Raw genomic sequence first — 16675 nt, forward strand, 5'->3', positions numbered from 1 at the left:
GTGCGTGCCGAGCAACGTGCTGCAGGCCGCCTCCGACAATGGCGCGATCCTGTCGCTGATGTTCTTCGCGCTGATGTTCGGCATCGGCATGGTGCTGACCGACGAGGCCAAAGTCGCCCCGCTGCGTCGCGCCATCGAAGGCGTGTTTGAGATCTCGATGACCCTGATCAACCTGGTCATCCGCCTGGCGCCGTATGCAGTGGCCTGCTTCATGTTCAACCTGGCCGCGCTGTTCGGTTTCGATCTGATCATCCGCCTGGGTGCGTATGTGGGCGTGGTGGTGCTGGCGTTGGGCCTGCACATGGTGGTGACCTACGGCACCGCGGTATGGCTGTCGGGCCGTTCACCGCTGGCGTTCTTCCGCCAGACCCAGGAGGCCACGGTGATGGCCTTCTCCACCGCCTCCAGCAACGCCACCCTGCCGACCGCGCTGCGCGTGGCCGACCAGATGGGCCTGCCGCAGCGCGTGTCGCGCTTCGTGCTGACCGTGGGCGCCACCGCCAACCAGAACGGCACGGCGCTGTTCGAGGGCGTGACGGTGATCTTCCTGGCCCAGTTCTTCGGTGTCGACCTGAGCATCGGCCAGCAGGTCATGGTGATGGCGGTCTGCATCCTTGGTGGTATCGGTACGGCCGGTGTGCCGTCCGGCTCGCTGCCGGTGGTGGCGATGATCTGTGCGATGGTCGGCGTCAATCCGCTGGGCATCGGCCTGATCCTGGGCGTGAACCACTTCCTGGACATGTGCCGCACCGCGCTGAACGTGACCGGCGACCTGGCCCTGACCACGCTGGTGGCGAAGGGCGAAGCGCCGGACACTCCGGCCGAGGCCGCTGCCGCCGCGGCCCGTCTGGACAACTGACCCAGTCAATGCCTGATCGGGGTCGGATCCCTTTCCGCAGGAAGGGGCTCCGACCCCTCTTCATATGCGGAATCCAGCGCAGATCACGACGTTGCCGGCCAACGGCCGGCACTAATGCCCTGGTCAACCTGACCCTGCCGGGCGTCTGTGGGACAATAGGCCGCCCGCAGTTCCGCGGCCGCCTCCCGATTCCGACAGAACCATGACGCAGCCTACCCGTCGCCAGTTGGCCAACGCCATCCGCTTCCTCGCCGCCGATGCGGTTGAAACCGCAAAGTCCGGCCATCCCGGCATGCCCATGGGCATGGCCGACATCGCCGAAGTCCTCTGGAACGACTACCACCGTCACAACCCGAACAACCCGCAGTGGTTCAACCGCGACCGCTTCGTGCTGTCCAACGGCCACGGCTCGATGCTGCAGTACGCGCTGTTGCACCTGAGCGGGTATGACCTGCCGATCGAGCAGCTGAAGGCATTCCGCCAGCTGGGCAGCCACACCGCTGGCCATCCGGAGCGTCACGAGACCCCGGGCGTGGAGACCACCACCGGTCCGCTGGGCCAGGGTTTCGCCAACGCCGTCGGTTTTGCCTTGGCCGAGAAGCTGCTGGCACAGCGCTTCAACCGCCCGGAGCTGGAAATCGTCGACCACCGCACCTGGGTGTTCATGGGCGATGGCTGCCTGATGGAAGGCATTTCCCACGAAGCCGCCTCGCTGGCCGGCACCTGGGGCCTGCACAAGCTGGTCTGCTTCTGGGATGACAACCACATCTCCATCGACGGCAACACCGAAGGCTGGTTCACCGACAACACCCCGGAGCGTTTCGAGGCCTATGGCTGGAACGTGGTCCGTGGCGTCGATGGCCATGATCCGGAGAGCATCAAGGCCGGTATCGAAGCGGCCCTGTCGCAGGACGGCAAGCCGACCCTGATCTGCTGCCGCACCACCATTGGTTTCGGCTCGCCGAACAAGTCCGGCAAGGAATCCAGCCACGGCGCACCGCTGGGCAAGGACGAACTGGAAGCCACCCGCAAGGCGCTGGACTGGAACTACGGTCCGTTCGAGATTCCCGAAGAGATCTACGCCGGCTGGCGTGCCGGCGGTACCGGCACCCTGCGTCAGGCCGAGTGGGAGCAGCAGTTCGACAAGTACGCTGCGCAGTACCCGGCCGAAGCCGCTGAACTGACCCGTCGCTCACATGGCGATCTGCCGGCCGACTTCATCGCAAAGGCCGACGCCTACATCGCCCAGGTTGCCGCCGAAGGCCAGACCATTGCCTCGCGCAAGGCGTCGCAGCTGGCCATCGAGGCGTTCGCGCCGCTGCTGCCGGAAATCGTGGGCGGTTCGGCTGACCTGGCGCACTCGAACCTGACCCTGTGGAAGGGCAGCAAGTCCGTCGCCACCGACGATGCCAATGCCAACTACGTGTACTACGGTGTGCGTGAGTTCGGCATGACCGCGATCGCCAATGGCCTGGCCCTGCACGGTGGTTTCATCCCGTTCGACGCCACCTTCCTGGTGTTCAGCGATTACGCCCGCAATGCCGTGCGCATGAGCGCGCTGATCCCGGCCCACGCCATCCACGTCTACACCCACGACTCGATCGGCCTGGGCGAAGACGGCCCGACCCACCAGCCGGTGGAGCATCTGGCCTCGCTGCGCTACATCCCGAACAATGACGTGTGGCGCCCGTGCGATGCCGTCGAGTCGGCCGTGAGCTGGAAGACTGCGATCACCCGTCAGGACGGCCCGAGCTGCCTGGTGTTCAGCCGCCAGAACCTGCCGCACCAGCCGCGCGACGCTGAGCAGATCGCACAGATCGAGCGCGGTGGTTACGTGCTGGCCGATGCTGCCGGCACTCCGGACGTGATCCTGATCGCCACCGGTTCGGAAGTCTCGCTGGCGACCGAAGCGAAGGCGCAGCTGGATGCGGCCGGCCTGAAGACCCGCGTGGTCTCGATGCCGTCCACCGATGTGTTCCTGCGCCAGGATGCGGCCTACCGCGAATCGGTGCTGCCGAACGCCGTGCGCAAGCGCGTGGCCATCGAAGCTGGCGTCACCGGCTTCTGGCGCCAGTTCGTCGGCCTGGATGGTGCAGTGATCGGTATCGACACCTTCGGTGCCTCGGCCCCGGCCGACAAGCTGTACCAGCACTTCGGCATCACCACCGCGCATGTGGTGGAAGCAGCCAAGGCGCTGTAAGTCCCGCTGCAATGGAAATAGGGAAAAGGCCGGCGAAAGCCGGCCTTTTCCTTGCCGGTCGATCCGTTTCGCCCGCCGTGCCCGTAGATCCACGCCACGCGTGGATGCGCGTTACATCGTGTCCCGCACTTCCATCAGCGCAAACCCCAGCAGATTCAATCCGCGCCACCGCGCCGGGTTGTGCGCATCGGCGTGATCCTTGGCCAGGCCGATTCCCCAGATAAAATCCACCGGACTGGCTTCCACCAGAACCTGGTCTGCCGTGGCGCGCAGAAAATCACCCAGCGCCGCATTCTGCGAGAACTTGGCCCGATTGCCTTCGACCACCAGGGCGTAGCGCGCCTGCGCCCAGAGAGCCTCGTCGAAGCCGTCGATCTTCCGGCCCAGCGCTTTCACCTTGTCAGGCGTGCGGCTGGCGAGAACCTGTTCGAGGATGTCGGTGGCACCAAACAGTCGCGCTTTGCCGGYCATCATGAAGTGCTCGGCAGTGGGGTAGTGCACGCCGTCGATGTTGAAACCTGCGTCGTACCACTGGCTGAAACACGACGCCGCCACGCCCATGCGCGGCGGCTGGTGGCCCCAGAAGCACAGATAACGCAGGTGCTCGCCATCGGCTTGGCGGCGTTGCAGGTCATGCAGGAAACGGGAATCGTCGTTCATCGGTACAGGATAGCGCGCCGCGCCAATGCGGTAGGTGCCAACCTTGGTTGGCACTGATCGTTGTCCGCCGGGCATGGCCCGGCGCTACCCTCCGCGCGATCACGCGGTGCGCGCCAGGGCCAGCCTCAACAAGCGTGCATTGAGCCGTTCGCCGAAGTCCTTGGGCGACTGCAGTTCCATCCGCTGCAGATACACCGCGTCACCATCACCTGCAGGCTGCCACAGCGCGTCCCACACGGTACGCAGCTTGCTGCCGCGCGTCTGTGTATTGGCCTTCAGCCAGCCCAGTGCCTTCACCAGTACCTGTTCGATCTCGGTGAAGTCGCTGCCCAACGGGTAATCGGGCAGGGTGCCATCGTTGCGGAACGGCACCAGCGCCGCCGCCAGCGCCTGGGGTGTGTTGCGCTGCTGCCGCTGCGCATCAGGTTGCGCCGTGGCGGCCAGCTTGCGTGCCRAAAAGGCCTGCTGCAGCAGGGCGCCCTGGAACGGTGCTTCGGTGATGGCCGTCATCGCGTGCACGCAGTCGTCGTCGGTCAGGCCACGCACGTCGGCGATGCCGTACTCGTTGAGATAGATGTCACGCAGGTGGCGCGGAATGGTCGTGTGCCCGTAGTTCCAGCGCACATTGGATTCGCGCTGGCCGCGGTCATCACGGGCAGCGCGGAACATCAGCACACTGCGCGCTTCCGGCAGGGCGTGCGCCATCGCCACGAAGTTGTACTGGCCACCCACGCCGGAAACCACACGGCCATCCTCCAGCGCGTCGGATACCGCCGCGCCCAGCGCGGTGGCCATCATGCAGGAATTGAAGAAGCGGGCGTGACGGCGCTGCAGGCGCTCCAGCGTTTCGTTGCCACCGTACAGCTGGTTGATCTCGCTGATGCGGCGCATGCCGATCGCCCGGCATTCGTCCTCGGGCAGGGTGCGCAGCCATTCGTAGAATTCGGATGAGCCCAGGTAGAACGCGCCGTGCAGGTATTCGCCCTCGGCCTCCAGCGTGGCATGGTCGATGGACAGCGTGCTGCCGTTCTCGATGCGCTGCATCAGTGCCAGATCGTCATGCACCTTGCGCTTGATCACACCGGTCTGCACCAGCCGGCGGAAGCCCTCGTTGAGCATTTCGCTGCAGCCGTACAGGCCGATCTCGAACGGGTCCAGTCCGCCGATCTCCTGTACCAGCGGATGGCTGGCCAGTTGCGGATCCAGCGCGTTCAACACGCGGCGGTAGCGTGCGTTGTCGGTGTGGCGCAGTACCAATGCGTGGCTGAGTGCATCGGCCAGGGTGCCGATGCCGATCTGCAGGGTGCCACCGTCGCGCACCAGGGTGCTGGCRTACAGGCCGATGGCGTAGTCGGCGTCGGCCACCGGCTGCCGTGGCAGGCCGAACAACGCCGGATACGGCGCTGGCGGGGTGATGACCAGATCGAAGAAGGACACGTCCACCGTGGCCGTGCCGCCCAGATAGGGCAGCTGCGGATCGATCTCGGCGACCAGCAGCGGGCGCGGCAGGCCGCGTGCGGTCATCGCGTCCAGCGTGTCCTGGGTGATGTCGTTGTTGCAGGACAGCGAAAGGCGTCGGTCGTCCGGGCGCATCGCCACTTTCTGCACGATCACCTGCGGCGCGCGCTGCGCTACCGCGTCGGCAGCGTGGGTGTAGTTGAGGCTGGTGTAGCTGGATTGCGCCTGTCGCGAACCGAGCAGGGCACCGGACTGCATGTAGAACTCTTCCACCCGCACGTGTGCCGGCAGCGCGTCGCGGGCGATTGCATCGGCGTAGGCCAGGCGCGGGAAGTCTTCACCGAAATGGCGGGCCGCGAACGGCGCCAGGAAACGCGCTTCCAGGCCGTTGCCCTTTGCCTGCGGCGGGTTCAGTGACAGTGCGGTATACAGCTGCAGCGGCCGCGACGGGTCCTGTTCGACGCGCGCATACAGGGCGTTGAGCAGGCGGTGTGGTTTACCCAGCGCCAGCGGCGCACCGATCCGCAGCGGCCCATCCACGCGCGCAAACAGCCAGTCAACGGCGGCGTCGAGGTCGGTGAGGTGTTCGGTCATCCGGGGCGGTCCTGCTTGGGGGAGTGCTGGCATTACAGCATGTCGGGCTTGAACCGCCGTCGACGCGAGACTTCGGCGCCGGACACCATGAATTGCCCATCACCCCGGTAATGCACCGTGCGCGGCAGCTTTGGGCGAGGCGCAACATGGGCGCGCACGATTTCCCAGATGAACAGGTTGCTCGATTCGACCTGACTGTCGTCATGCAGGCGGCACTCGAAGCTGGAATGGCACTGGCCCACCAGCGGTGCCCCCACCTCCCGCGCAGGCATCGCATCCAGGCCGAACCGTTCGAACTTGTCCACGTCACGGCCGCTGCAGTTGCCGATATCGACCACCGTGTCCAGCAGCTCCACGCCCGGGATGTTGATCACGCATTCGCCGCTGCTGCGGGCCAGGCTGAAGCTATGGTTCTCGTTCCACAGGTAGGTGGCCACCAGCGAGGGCGAGAAGCCCATCACCATGTGCCAGCCCATCGTCATCAGGTTGCGCTGGCCTTGCCAGGCGGTGCTGACCAGCACGATCGGACCGGGTTCGAGGAAGCGCCGGGCCTGCTCAACCGGGAAGTCACGTTTGCGCAAGGGCTTCATGCCGATACCTGCGGTGGAGGCCCCCATGCTGGCGCAGGCGTGATGAATTACCGGTCGAGGGGTTGACAGTCGATTCGATTAAGCGAAGCCGTTGTGATGGAGGTGCTGTGGCAGCAGGCACCGCGCAGCGCCGACGAGGTGGTGGCCGCACTGGCGCACCGCGACTGGGCTGAGCCGACCATCAAGACCCTGCTCAACCGCCTGCTGACCAAGAGCGCGATCGCCGCCGAGCGCGATGGCCGGCGCTACCTGTACCGGCCGCTGCTGCAGCGCCAGGCCTGGGTGGAGGCGCAGAGCCAGGACTTCATCGGCCGTGTCTTCGAAGGGCGCGTGGCACCGCTGGTCGCGCACTTCAGCGAACGCGGCCAGCTCAGCGCACAGGACATCGCCGAACTGAAGAAGCTGATCCAGGAGCTGGACCATGAATGAGCTGCTCGACGGACTGTGGCAGGCCAGCTTGTGGCTGGCGGTGGGCGTGGTCCTGCTGGCGGTGACGCGGGCGTTGCTGGTGCGATTGGGCGGCGCCGGGCTGGCCTACCGCAGCTGGTGGCTGCTGCCCCTGMTGTTGGCCACGCTGTTGATTCCCCTGCCACAGGTCGCGCTGTTGCAGCATGTGCCGACCTTGCCGCTGAAGSTCGTGCCGGAAGCMGTGGAGGGCCTGCCTGCGTCATCTCTGCAATGGCCCTCGCTGCTGTTGGTGGTGTGGGCGCTGGGCGCGGGCGTCTGCCTGTTGCGCGACCTGCGCGCACAGCGCCGCTTCGAACGCGGCATGGGCGCCCTGCAGGCACGCGCCGATGGCAGCTGGCAGGCCAGTGGCGATCCCGGGCTGCCGGCGCTGGTGGGCCTGTGGCGGCCGCGCATCGTGGTCGGCCCCGATTTCGACCAGCAGTTCACTGCACAGGAGCAGGCGCTGATCCTGCAGCACGAGCACAGCCATCGTCGCAATGGCGATCACTGGGCCAACGGCGTATTGCTGCTGATGCGCGCGGTGTTCTGGTTCCATCCGCTGCTGCCATGGGCCGCACGCCGCTTCCTGCGTGACCAGGAACTGGCCTGCGACGCCCGCACCATTGCCCCGCAGCCTGCGCTGCGCGGCCTCTACGCCAGCACGCTGCTGAAGGCGCAGCTGGTCCATCCGGTTGCGCCGGCGGTATGCCACTGGCGCAGCCAGCCTGTGTTGAAGGAGCGTATCGCCATGTTGAAGCTGTCCAAGCGGAAGGCATTGCCGTGGGTGTCGGGGCAGGTGCTGGTGGTCGGGTTGTGCCTGGGGATGGGGGCGGTGGCGTGGGCCAGCCAGTGTGGAGCAATGGCGGCCGGCCCAACCGTGGCCGTCATGGATCGCGAGATCCGGGTCGACAGGATGCCACCACCGAGCTACCCGAAGAGCGCGTTCGAGCAGAGCCAGACAGGCGTGGTGGTGCTCCGCGTCGACGTTGATGCGCAGGGTGCTGTCAGCGATGTGCGTGTAGTGAGCGCCACCAATCCGGGCGTGTTCGAAGCGGTATCGATTGCAGCAGCGCGAAGCTGGACCTATCGCCCGGCGCTGAAGAACGGCAAGCCGGTGGCGGGCGCTGTACGCATTCCGATCACCTTCGCCATGGATGAGAGCGACGAAGTGACGGAGACCGCCAGGTGATGCGCATCGCGCTGCTGTTGGCAGTGGGGATGCTGGCAGGCTGCGCCACCCAGGAACGGTTGACCACCGTCGATACCCGCAATGAGAGTGTCGGCCATCAGCGCCTGCATGCGGAAGGGAAAGGCGGCAGCGGCCAGGTGCAGGCGTACACGCTGGGAGCGACCGAAGGCTATCGGATGCCGCAGCTGTATGCGGCGCCGGATCCGCAGATCGGTGATCGTGACCCGCGCACCGAGCTGGCGCCGACCACGATCTGCCTGCAGGTGGTGATCGATGCCGAAGGCGCTGTCGAGCGAAGCCTGGCGCTGGTCGACCGCAGCGAATGCGCGGCAGGCGCGGCGAGCGAGAATGCGCCGCTGTTGCAGGCTGCGCAGGAGGCGGTGGCGATGTGGAAGTATTCGCCCGCCGCGGTCTGCCACTTCGCCCCCGGCAAGGTGCCGAGCGACCGTGGCGACTGCCAAGGCGCCGAGCGCGTCGAACCGGTGCCGGTGAGCCTGCTGTATGCCTTCACCTTCGAGATCGTGAAGGGCCAGCATGTGGTGCGCACGCAGGGTAAATGACGCGGTGTCATTGCTGGCGCGATGAGGCGACCGTGCGGGCCCTACGCGCCGCCCTGGATGTTGGCCTTCACCGCTGGCTGCATCAGCTGCGGTTCTGCCAGGGTCGCATCACGCGCCTGGCGCACGCTGACGAACTTCGCCTCGGCCACGCCCTCATGCACGTGGATGTTGTGCGCGCGCTGTTCACCAATGGTGGTTTCGTTGGCGAAATCGCGTCCGCCCGGGCCGTAGTCGTGGCAGACGAATACGCGGGTGGCATCGGGCAGGGCCAGCAGGCGCTGGATCGAGCGGTACAGCTGCGCAGCATCGCCGCCGGGGAAATCGCAGCGTGCGGTGCCGCCATCGGGCATGAACAACGAATCGCCGGTGAACAGCGCATCGTCGATCAGATAGGCGATGCTGTCGCTGGTGTGGCCGGGTACGGCGATGATGCGCCCCTGCAGTTCACCCAGTGCGAAGGTCTCGCCATCAGCGAACAGGTGATCGAAGACGGCATGTTCCTCGGGCAGCTGCAGGCCATAGCGCGGTGCAAACGTGGCCTGCACCGCACGGATGCCTTCGCCGATGGCCAGCGTCGCATGCGGGAACCGTTGCTTGAGCCGACGTCCTGCCGACACGTGGTCGGCATGGGCGTGGGTTTCCAGCAGCCAGCGCACGTGCAGCTGCTGTTGCGCGATGGCATCGAGCATCGCCCGCACCGGCGATTCGCTGCTGGCGTCGGTATCCGGGTCGTAATCCAGTACCGGGTCGATCAGCGCGGCCTCGCTGCTGGCCGGGTCGCTGACCAGGTAGCTGAAGGTGTTGCTGTCACGGTGGAAGAACGATTGCACCTGGACCGACATCGGGCACTCCTCAGCGTGTGGCGAGCACGCGGTTCAGCAACTGCGCCAGGTTTTCACCGGCCAGTCGCAGCTGCGCTTCGGCCACCGGCCGGTAGCGCGTGGTGTAGTCGTCGCCGATCTTACGCGAGGCAGGGTAAACGCCAGGTTGCACCGAAATGCGGCAGCTGGCTTCAGCCCAGCTGACCGGATCGCGCTGCGGGTTGGACTGGCGTGCCAGCTTCGGCGCCGGCAGTGCGCGCAGCACCGGCAGGTAACCGGCATCGTCGACCTTGCGGGTATTGAGCATGCCGCTGTCCCACAGCGAGTGAAGGTTGGTACCGCGGTTGCCGAACTGCAGCTGGAAATCGTTGCCGCCCTTGTCGTGGCCGTAGCCGGCGTGCATCGGCTGGTGGATGTCACCGACCAGATGCACGACGAATTTCAGCGCCTGCAGGCGCTCGCCATCGGTCAGGCTGCGGTCGCCGAGGATCGCGCTCTGCGCCTTCAGCGCTTCGACGATGCAGTTGCCGCTCTTGCAGTGCTTCGGCGCCTCGTAGTGGCAGCCATCTTCGGCGATGTTGACGTAGTGCCAACCGGCCGAGCGACGGCCCAGGCCCGGGTCCTTGGCGCGCAGCTGGTCGGCCCAGGGCGCGATGCTGGCAAGGGTGGCGCCGGGTTCGGTGGCCAGCAGGCGGTGGACTTCAGCGCGCGTGGTCGGGTTGAGGCGGCTGTCGGCGACTTCGGCGACCAGGCGGTGGCCTTGCGCGCCCCAGGCATGGGCGGGTGCGGACAGGGTCAGCAGGGCCGGCGCGAGTGCGGCGGCGAGGAACAGGGAGTGCAGTGCTTTCATCCGCTCATTCTAGCCAGCGGGGGAGATGGGTGGTTGATGGAAAGCGGCGCGTTCATTGTCGTCGGTGTGTGTGCGGCCGGGGCAGGCAGTGCGGGACACGCCGTAAACCCATCCTTGGGGGCTCGATGGCGCCATCCATGGCGCCAACGGTCCCGCTCTACCGGGTTGCTCAGGACCGTTCGCCGCATGGATGCGGCGATCGAGCCTACATGGACGTATTTACGGCGTGTCCTGAGCAACTCACTTGCCCCACCCAAACGCAGATCCGCGCTTTGCACCAACAAAAAAGCCCCGGCACACACATACCGGGGCAACATGCTGCGAGGGTTTTGCCTGTAGCGGGGGAGCGGGGGCGCAGCCCCCGCCAATCAACCCCTTAGAACTTGAAGACGTAGGACGCGCCGTAGACCAGCGGATCGATGTTGACCGTGCCGATCTTCTCGCCATCCAGCTTCACCTTGCTGTCGATGTCGATCCAGCGCATGTCCACGCGCAGGGCGCCCTTCTCGCCAATCGCAAAGTCGATGCCCGCATGCGCGGCCAGGCCCCACGAATCCTGCAGCTTCAGCTTGCTGCCCGCCAGCGCACCGGTGGTGTCTTCGCTGAAGAAGGTCGTGTAGTTCAGGCCGGCGCCCACGAACGGCGACACCTTGCCYTTGCTGTTGAAGTGGTACTGCAGGGTGACCACCGGCGGCAGCTGCTTGGTGCTGCCCACGCGGCCCAGGCCGTTGATGTTGATGTCGTGCTTGAACGGCAGCGCCGCCAGTACTTCGATGCCCAGGTTGTCGGCGATGAAGTACTCACCGGTGATGGTCGGCTTGACGTCGTTGTCGACGTCGACCTTCAGGGTGCCGCCGGCCAGCCAGCCGTTGTTCGACTTCGGGGCGACCTGGTGCACGCCAGCGGAAAGGGTCCAGTCGCCCTTGGACTGGGCCATGGCCGGGGCAGCGGCCAACGACAGGGCGGCGGCCAGGCTGGCCACGATCATGGGGGAGGTCTTGCGCATGGGGGGGATCTCGTTGCTGGGTGGATGTGGCCAGTCTCGGCCTCACACCGCGCTAACGCTTTGATCCGGATCAAATCCTGTCCGGCCCCCGTCCCGGCGGCGGGCTTGGCCGGCGGTGGTCAAGGCCGGCCTGCTAGACTTGTGGGCCCTATCCACCCCGCCGCACCTGTCGCGGCTGCAGGAGCTTGAGAACATGGCAATCAAGGTTGGTATCAACGGTTTCGGTCGCATCGGGCGTAACGTCCTGCGCTCGGCGGTGCTGAACTTCGGCGACGACATCGAAATCGTGGCCATCAACGATCTGCTGGAGCCGGATTACCTGGCCTACATGCTCAAGTACGACTCCGTGCACGGCCGTTTCAAGGCCGACGTAGCCGTCGATGGCAAGGATCTGCTGGTCAACGGCAAGAAGATCCGCCTGACCCAGGAACGCGATCCGTCCAACCTGAAGTGGGACGAAGTCGGCGTTGACGTCGTGCTCGAAGCCACCGGCCTGTTCCTGGACAAGGTCAGTGCGCAGAAGCACATCGATGCCGGCGCCAAGAAGGTCATCCTGTCGGCACCGTCGAAGGACGACACGCCGATGTTCGTGTTCGGCGTGAACGACAAGACCTACGCTGGCCAGGCGATCATCTCCAACGCCTCGTGCACCACCAACTGCCTGGCGCCGCTGGCCAAGGTCATCAATGACAAGTGGGGCATCAAGCGCGGCCTGATGACCACCGTGCATGCGGCCACCGCCACGCAGAAGACCGTCGATGGCCCGTCCAACAAGGACTGGCGCGGCGGCCGCGGCATCCTGGAGAACATCATTCCGTCCTCCACCGGTGCGGCCAAGGCCGTCGGCGTGGTCATCCCGGAACTGAACAAGAAGCTGACCGGCATGAGCTTCCGCGTCCCGACCTCGGACGTGTCGGTGGTCGACCTGACGGTCGAGCTGGAAAAGGAAGCCACCTACGCCGAGATCTGCGCCGAAGTGAAGGCACAGAGCGAAGGCGCGCTGAAGGGCATCCTGGGCTACACCGAAGACAAGGTAGTGGCCACCGATTTCCGCGGTGAAACCCACACCTCGGTGTTCGATGCAGACGCCGGCATCGCGCTGGACGGCACCTTCGTCAAGCTCGTGTCGTGGTACGACAACGAGTGGGGCTATTCCAACAAGTGCCTGGAAATGGCCAAGGTCGTCGCAGCCAAGTAAGGCCTGCGAAGATCGTCGCGCGAACCCCGGCCTGGCCGGGGTTCGTCGTTTAAGGGGCCCGGCCTGACGTAGCATGGGCCCGTCGACCGCCGCCATCGTGGCGCGGGATCGCATTGGAAGGCGAGGAATGGAAGCACTCTTGGTCCTGGCAGTACTGGTCCTGCTGGCGATACCGCTGCTGCTGGTGGTGGCGCTGGTGATGATTGCCGGCCTGCGCCGGCGGGTCGCCGCGCTGGAGGCCGCACAGAGCGTGCAGGCCGCGCCCACTTCGGCAGAGACGCTTGGCCGTGCGCCCACGGCAGTGGCCGCGCCGCCGCGCGCGCCTGCGGCAACACGTGAACCCGGCAGCGAGCCCTCGTTCCTGCGGCCCACGGCGGCCACGGCCCCGCCTCCGGTTGCCGCCCGCGAGGAGCTGCCGCCACCGGCCCAACCCGCGCGTCCGTCGCCGCCACCGCCGTTGCCACCTGAGCCCACATTGCCGCCCTTGCCAGCGGAACCAGCCCTGCCGAACCTGGTCGAGCGCGCGATCGGTGCGGTCAAACACTGGTTCACCCAGGGCAATGTGCCGGTGAAGATTGGCATGCTGGTGCTGTTGGCCGGCGTTGCTGCGCTGCTCAAGTACGTCAGCGACCAGGGCTGGCTGGTGGTGCCGGTCGAGCTGCGGCTGGCGGGCATCACCGTCGGTGCGCTGGGCCTGCTGGCCTTCGGCTGGCACCAGCGCGAACGCCGGCGGATGTTCGCGCTGGCCCTGCAGGGGGGCGCCATCGGCGTACTGCTGCTGACCATCTTCGCTGCCTTCAAGCGTTTCGATCTGCTCGCGCCCGGCTTCGCCTTTGCCAGCTCGATCGCGCTGGTGGCGGGGCTGTGCGTGCTGGCGGTCGTGCAGAACTCGCGCACGTTGGCAGTGCTGGGCATCCTGGCCGGCTTCATGGCGCCGCTGTGGCTGTCCACCGGCAGTGGCAACCACGTCGGGCTGTTCAGCTACTACGCCGTGCTCAACGCGGGCATTTTCGCCATTGCCTGGTATCGCCCGTGGCGTGTGCTGAACCTGCTGGGTTTCGCGTTCACCTTCGGCATCGGCACCTTCTGGGGCGTGCTGCAGTACGACGCGGCCAAGTTCGCCAGTACCGAACCGTTCCTGCTGCTGTTCTTCGCCTTCTATCTGCTGATTCCGTTGTTGTATGCGCGCCGGCAGCCGGCCGGGCGTCGCGATCTGGTCGACGGCAGCCTGGTGTTCGGCACGCCGCTGAYCGCCTTCTCGTTGCAGGCCGGCATGCTGCACGAACAACCGATGACGCTGGCCCTGTGCGCGCTGGGCCTGGCAGCGATCTATGCGCTGCTGGCACGGGCCCTGATCGCACGCGCGTCGTATACGGTGCTGGCGCAGTCGCATGCAGTACTGGCGGTGGGCTTTGCGACGCTGGCGGTGCCGCTGGCATTGTCGGCGCGGGCCACCGGTGCGGTGTTCGCGCTGGAAGGTGCCGGCCTGGCGTGGCTGGGGTTGCGCCAGAAGCGCTGGTTGCCGCAGGTGACCGGTGCGCTGCTGCAGCTCGCCGCCGCATTCGCGTTCGTGGTGGGGGCCGACCATTGGCACCAGGACCAGCGTTTCCTGCTCAACCCGACCGCGATCGGCGCACTGCTGCTGGCCGTGGCGGGTTTCGCGGCGGCGTGGAGCTATCAGCGCAGGCAGCGCCATGACATCGCCCTGGCGTACTACCTGTGGGGCCTGCTGTGGTGGTTGGGCGGTCTGGTGCATGAAATCGGCCGCTTTTTCCAGCATTCGGCGCAGGCCGACGCGGTGTTGGTGCTGGCCGCCGTTACCGCCTGGCTGGCCTCGGAGGTGCAACGCCGCATGCCGGCACGTGCGCTGGGCGTGACCGCGTTGGCGATGCTGGCCGCCGGCTTCCCGCTGGCCCTGCTGCAGAGCGATGCCCACCAGCAGCCGTTTGCCGGCTATGGCGCATTGGCATGGGCAGTGTTCGCCGTGCTTGGCGTGCGCAGCCTGCTGTGCCTGCGCCAGGGCAGCGGCGGCGTGGCCCGTATCGCGCAGTTCCTGTGGTGGCTGCTGTGGCCGTCGCTGCTTTCGCTGCTGGCCCTGTGGGGTGGCGGCGACGCGCGCCTGGCGCAGGGTTGGACGGCATTGCTGGTCACGTTGCCGTGGCTGCTGCTGGCGGCGCTGTCGCTGTGGCGCTGGAACGTGCTGCGCTGGCCGCTGGGTGCTGCGTTTGACCCGGTGCGCCTGCCGCTGCAGTGTGTGATTTTCGCGCTGCTGGCGCTGGCCTGGTTGTTCGGCCTGACCCTGGCGGGCGACGCCACGCCGTTGCCGTGGTTGCCGCTGCTCAATCCTGCCGAACTGGCACAGTGGGTCAGCCTGCTGCTGATCGCGCGCTGGCTGTATGACCCGCAGGGACCAGCGCAGCTGCAGCGGTTGCGTGTGCCGGTGCTGGCCGTGGCCGGTTTCATCGCGTTGACCAGCACCGTGCTGCATGGCGTGCATCATTGGGGCGGTGTGGTCTGGGATCCGACGATGGCCCGCTTCAGCCTGGCCCAGACCAGCCTGACCGTGTTGTGGAGCGTACTCGGCGTGATCGCCTGGGTGTGGGGCTCGCGTCGCGGCCAGCGTGTGCTGTGGATGGTTGGTGCCGTGTTGATGGCCGTGGTGCTGGCCAAGCTGGTGCTGATCGACCGCCAGCATCTGGGCAACCTGCTGGGAATCGCATCGTTCATCGCCTACGGCCTGCTGTGCACCGTGGTGGGCTACCTGGCGCCCGCGCCGCCGAGCGCGCCGCCAACCGTGGAGGAAAACCAATGAGGAAGTGGAGCCGAGCGTTGCTGCCGGTCTTGTTCGGCGTGGCCGGTGCGGTTGCCGCGCAGGCCACGGACTACCGCGCGCAGTACGCCGAACAGTGGCCGCTGAGCCTGTCCAGCGCGCAGTCCGGTGCCTATCGTGTGGTGCTGGAGCCGGCGATCTACCGCCGCGCAGGCGCCGCTGATCTGGGCGATCTGCAGGTGTTCAACGCTGCCGGCCAGGCATTGCCATCGGCGCTGCTGGCGCCGGACCAGCCGTTGGCGCAGCCGCCGGTGCAGCGCGAACTGCCGTGGTTCGCGCTGCCACCACTGGCCGAGGCCCAGCGCAACGACCTGCAGCTGCTGACCGAGCGCGATACCGACGGCCGTGTGCGCCGGGTCGAGGCCAGGCTTGGTGGTGGTGCGGTGGCGAACGGGCAGGGCGGCTGGTTGATCGATGCCAGCGTGCTCGGCCAGCAGCCGCTGGCAGCGCTGGTGCTGGACTGGGCCGAAAGTGGCCAGCCGCTGCAGGCGCAGGTACAGCTTGACGCCAGCGATGATCTGCAGCGCTGGCAGTCGATCGCCCGTGATGTCCCCCTGGTGGACCTGCAGCGTGCGGGCAAGCGCCTGCTGCAGCGACGCCTGCAGGTCGACAGCAATGTGCGCTACCTGCGGATCCTGCCGCAGGGCGAGGCGCGCCTGCCAGAGCTGCGCAGTGTATTGGCCGAACTGCCGCCGGCACCGGCAACGGTGCCCTGGGAGTGGCTGTCGCTGACACCGACCGCGCAGGGCAAGGGGGAATTCACCTTTGAACTGGATGGTCGATTCCCGGTGACCCGCGCCGACGTGGCCAGCACCGACAACAGCCTGGTGCAGTGGACCCTGTTCAGCCGCGACGACGAAAGCGCCGAATGGCAGCGCCGCAGCGCGCCCTGGATCGCCTATCAGCTGCAGCAGGGGGCACCGGGCCAGCGCCAGCAATCGGCGGCACAGCCGTTGGGCGGCATGTACCGCGACCGTTACTGGAAGCTGGTCGCGAGCCCGGTGGAGACCACCAGCGCCCCGACCCTGCGCCTGGGCTATCAACCGGAGGTGATGGTGTTCCTCAGCCAGGGCGCAGCGCCCTACGCGCTGGCCGTGGGCAGTACGACCGCGCGCCGCGCGGAGGCGCCGATCACGGTGCTGATCGAGGAACTGCGGCAGCGCAATGATCCGTCGTGGCAGCCGACGCTGGCACGCTTGGAGGGCAGTCCGGAGACGCTCGCCGGTGACGCAGCGCTGAAGCCGCAGCACGACTGGAAGGCGTGGTTGCTGTGGGCGTTGCTGGGGCTGGGCGTGCTGGTTGTGGGTGGACTGGCGTTGAGCCTGCTGAAGCAGAAGCCGTCGCCTTCGGCGTAGTTTGCAGCGAACGGCGCAGCCCCTCGTGGGTGGCCGGTTTGTGAATCATGGGTTGGGC

General features: G+C 66.8%; 14 protein-coding genes. 8 read left to right on the forward strand and 6 right to left on the reverse strand.

Going from position 1 to position 16675, the window contains the following annotated elements; all coding sequences use genetic code 11:
• Positions 1–859 (forward strand): dicarboxylate/amino acid:cation symporter (locus AC1DJN_RS19680; protein ID WP_478039891.1); only part of this gene is annotated, 859 nt, incomplete at its 5' end.
• Between the two features lie 202 nt (positions 860–1061).
• Positions 1062–3059 (forward strand): transketolase, encoded by a 1998-nt coding sequence (gene tkt, locus AC1DJN_RS19685; RefSeq protein ID WP_442251986.1) that lies wholly within the window; start codon positions 1062–1064, stop codon positions 3057–3059.
• Between the two features lie 111 nt (positions 3060–3170).
• Here the strand turns inward: tkt and AC1DJN_RS19690 are convergent, their stop codons facing one another.
• From AC1DJN_RS19690 to AC1DJN_RS19700, 3 genes are read right to left on the reverse strand one after another with little or no spacing between them, the layout of a single operon-like run.
• Positions 3171–3794, reverse strand: a complete 624-nt coding sequence (locus AC1DJN_RS19690) for an NADAR family protein (protein ID WP_478039893.1) — start codon at positions 3792–3794, stop codon at positions 3171–3173.
• A gap of 24 nt (positions 3795–3818) precedes the next feature.
• Entirely contained in the window at positions 3819–5771 is a 1953-nt protein-coding gene (locus AC1DJN_RS19695; RefSeq protein ID WP_478039895.1) for an acetyl-CoA hydrolase/transferase C-terminal domain-containing protein, read from the reverse strand.
• Positions 5772–5803: 32 nt separating this feature from the next.
• On the reverse strand, positions 5804–6361 hold the full coding sequence (locus AC1DJN_RS19700) for a flavin reductase family protein (RefSeq protein WP_025874245.1): 558 nt from the start codon (positions 6359–6361) through the stop codon (positions 5804–5806).
• Positions 6362–6433: 72 nt separating this feature from the next.
• On the opposite strand from AC1DJN_RS19700, the gene AC1DJN_RS19705 reads away from it, so the two are divergent.
• From AC1DJN_RS19705 to AC1DJN_RS19715, 3 genes are read left to right on the forward strand one after another with little or no spacing between them, the layout of a single operon-like run.
• Positions 6434–6790, forward strand: coding sequence for a BlaI/MecI/CopY family transcriptional regulator (locus AC1DJN_RS19705; RefSeq protein ID WP_478039903.1), 357 nt, complete (start codon positions 6434–6436; stop codon positions 6788–6790).
• Positions 6783–7997 carry a M56 family metallopeptidase gene (locus AC1DJN_RS19710; RefSeq protein ID WP_478039897.1) on the forward strand — a complete coding sequence of 405 codons (1215 nt, stop codon included), beginning with the start codon at positions 6783–6785 and terminating at the stop codon, positions 7995–7997. The genes AC1DJN_RS19705 and AC1DJN_RS19710 overlap by 8 nt, the downstream gene beginning before the upstream one ends.
• Positions 7997–8557 carry a hypothetical protein gene (locus tag AC1DJN_RS19715; RefSeq protein WP_032977185.1) on the forward strand — a complete coding sequence of 187 codons (561 nt, stop codon included), beginning with the start codon at positions 7997–7999 and terminating at the stop codon, positions 8555–8557. Before AC1DJN_RS19710 ends, AC1DJN_RS19715 begins: the two co-directional genes overlap by 1 nt.
• 41 nt (positions 8558–8598) lie before the next feature.
• Here AC1DJN_RS19715 and AC1DJN_RS19720 read toward each other — a convergent pair whose 3' ends face one another.
• From AC1DJN_RS19720 to AC1DJN_RS19730, 3 genes are all read right to left on the reverse strand, one after another.
• Positions 8599–9399, reverse strand: a complete 801-nt coding sequence (locus tag AC1DJN_RS19720) for an MBL fold metallo-hydrolase (RefSeq protein WP_442251990.1) — start codon at positions 9397–9399, stop codon at positions 8599–8601.
• Between the two features lie 10 nt (positions 9400–9409).
• Positions 9410–10228: a S1/P1 nuclease gene (locus AC1DJN_RS19725; RefSeq protein ID WP_442251991.1), complete on the reverse strand. Its 819-nt coding sequence runs from the start codon at positions 10226–10228 to the stop codon at positions 9410–9412.
• Between the two features lie 376 nt (positions 10229–10604).
• Entirely contained in the window at positions 10605–11234 is a 630-nt protein-coding gene (locus tag AC1DJN_RS19730; RefSeq protein WP_442251992.1) for an OmpW/AlkL family protein, read from the reverse strand.
• Between the two features lie 193 nt (positions 11235–11427).
• Here AC1DJN_RS19730 and gap point away from each other — a divergent pair, with 193 nt between their 5' ends.
• The 3 genes from gap to AC1DJN_RS19745 all read left to right on the forward strand — a co-directional run bounded on the left by gap (position 11428) and on the right by AC1DJN_RS19745 (position 16617).
• Complete coding sequence (gene gap / locus AC1DJN_RS19735; protein ID WP_025874252.1) at positions 11428–12432, forward strand: type I glyceraldehyde-3-phosphate dehydrogenase; 1005 nt, start codon at positions 11428–11430, stop codon at positions 12430–12432.
• A 127-nt stretch (positions 12433–12559) separates the two neighbouring features.
• Positions 12560–15244 carry a DUF2339 domain-containing protein gene (locus tag AC1DJN_RS19740; protein ID WP_478039899.1) on the forward strand — a complete coding sequence of 895 codons (2685 nt, stop codon included), beginning with the start codon at positions 12560–12562 and terminating at the stop codon, positions 15242–15244.
• Entirely contained in the window at positions 15241–16617 is a 1377-nt protein-coding gene (locus AC1DJN_RS19745) for a DUF3999 domain-containing protein (RefSeq protein WP_025874254.1), read from the forward strand. Before AC1DJN_RS19740 ends, AC1DJN_RS19745 begins: the two co-directional genes overlap by 4 nt.
• The last annotated feature ends 58 nt before the right edge of the window (positions 16618–16675 follow it).

Source organism: Stenotrophomonas sp. 05L414_2 (assembly GCF_056397905.1).

Coding starts and splice junctions, on each gene's coding strand:
- tkt (WP_442251986.1), top strand. CDS start 1,062: ATGACGCAGCCTACCCGTCGCCAGTTGGCCAACGCCATCCGCTTCCTC.
- AC1DJN_RS19700 (WP_025874245.1), bottom strand. CDS start 6,361: ATGAAGCCCTTGCGCAAACGTGACTTCCCGGTTGAGCAGGCCCGGCGC.
- AC1DJN_RS19715 (WP_032977185.1), top strand. CDS start 7,997: ATGCGCATCGCGCTGCTGTTGGCAGTGGGGATGCTGGCAGGCTGCGCC.
- AC1DJN_RS19720 (WP_442251990.1), bottom strand. CDS start 9,399: ATGTCGGTCCAGGTGCAATCGTTCTTCCACCGTGACAGCAACACCTTC.
- AC1DJN_RS19725 (WP_442251991.1), bottom strand. CDS start 10,228: ATGAAAGCACTGCACTCCCTGTTCCTCGCCGCCGCACTCGCGCCGGCC.
- gap (WP_025874252.1), top strand. CDS start 11,428: ATGGCAATCAAGGTTGGTATCAACGGTTTCGGTCGCATCGGGCGTAAC.
- AC1DJN_RS19745 (WP_025874254.1), top strand. CDS start 15,241: ATGAGGAAGTGGAGCCGAGCGTTGCTGCCGGTCTTGTTCGGCGTGGCC.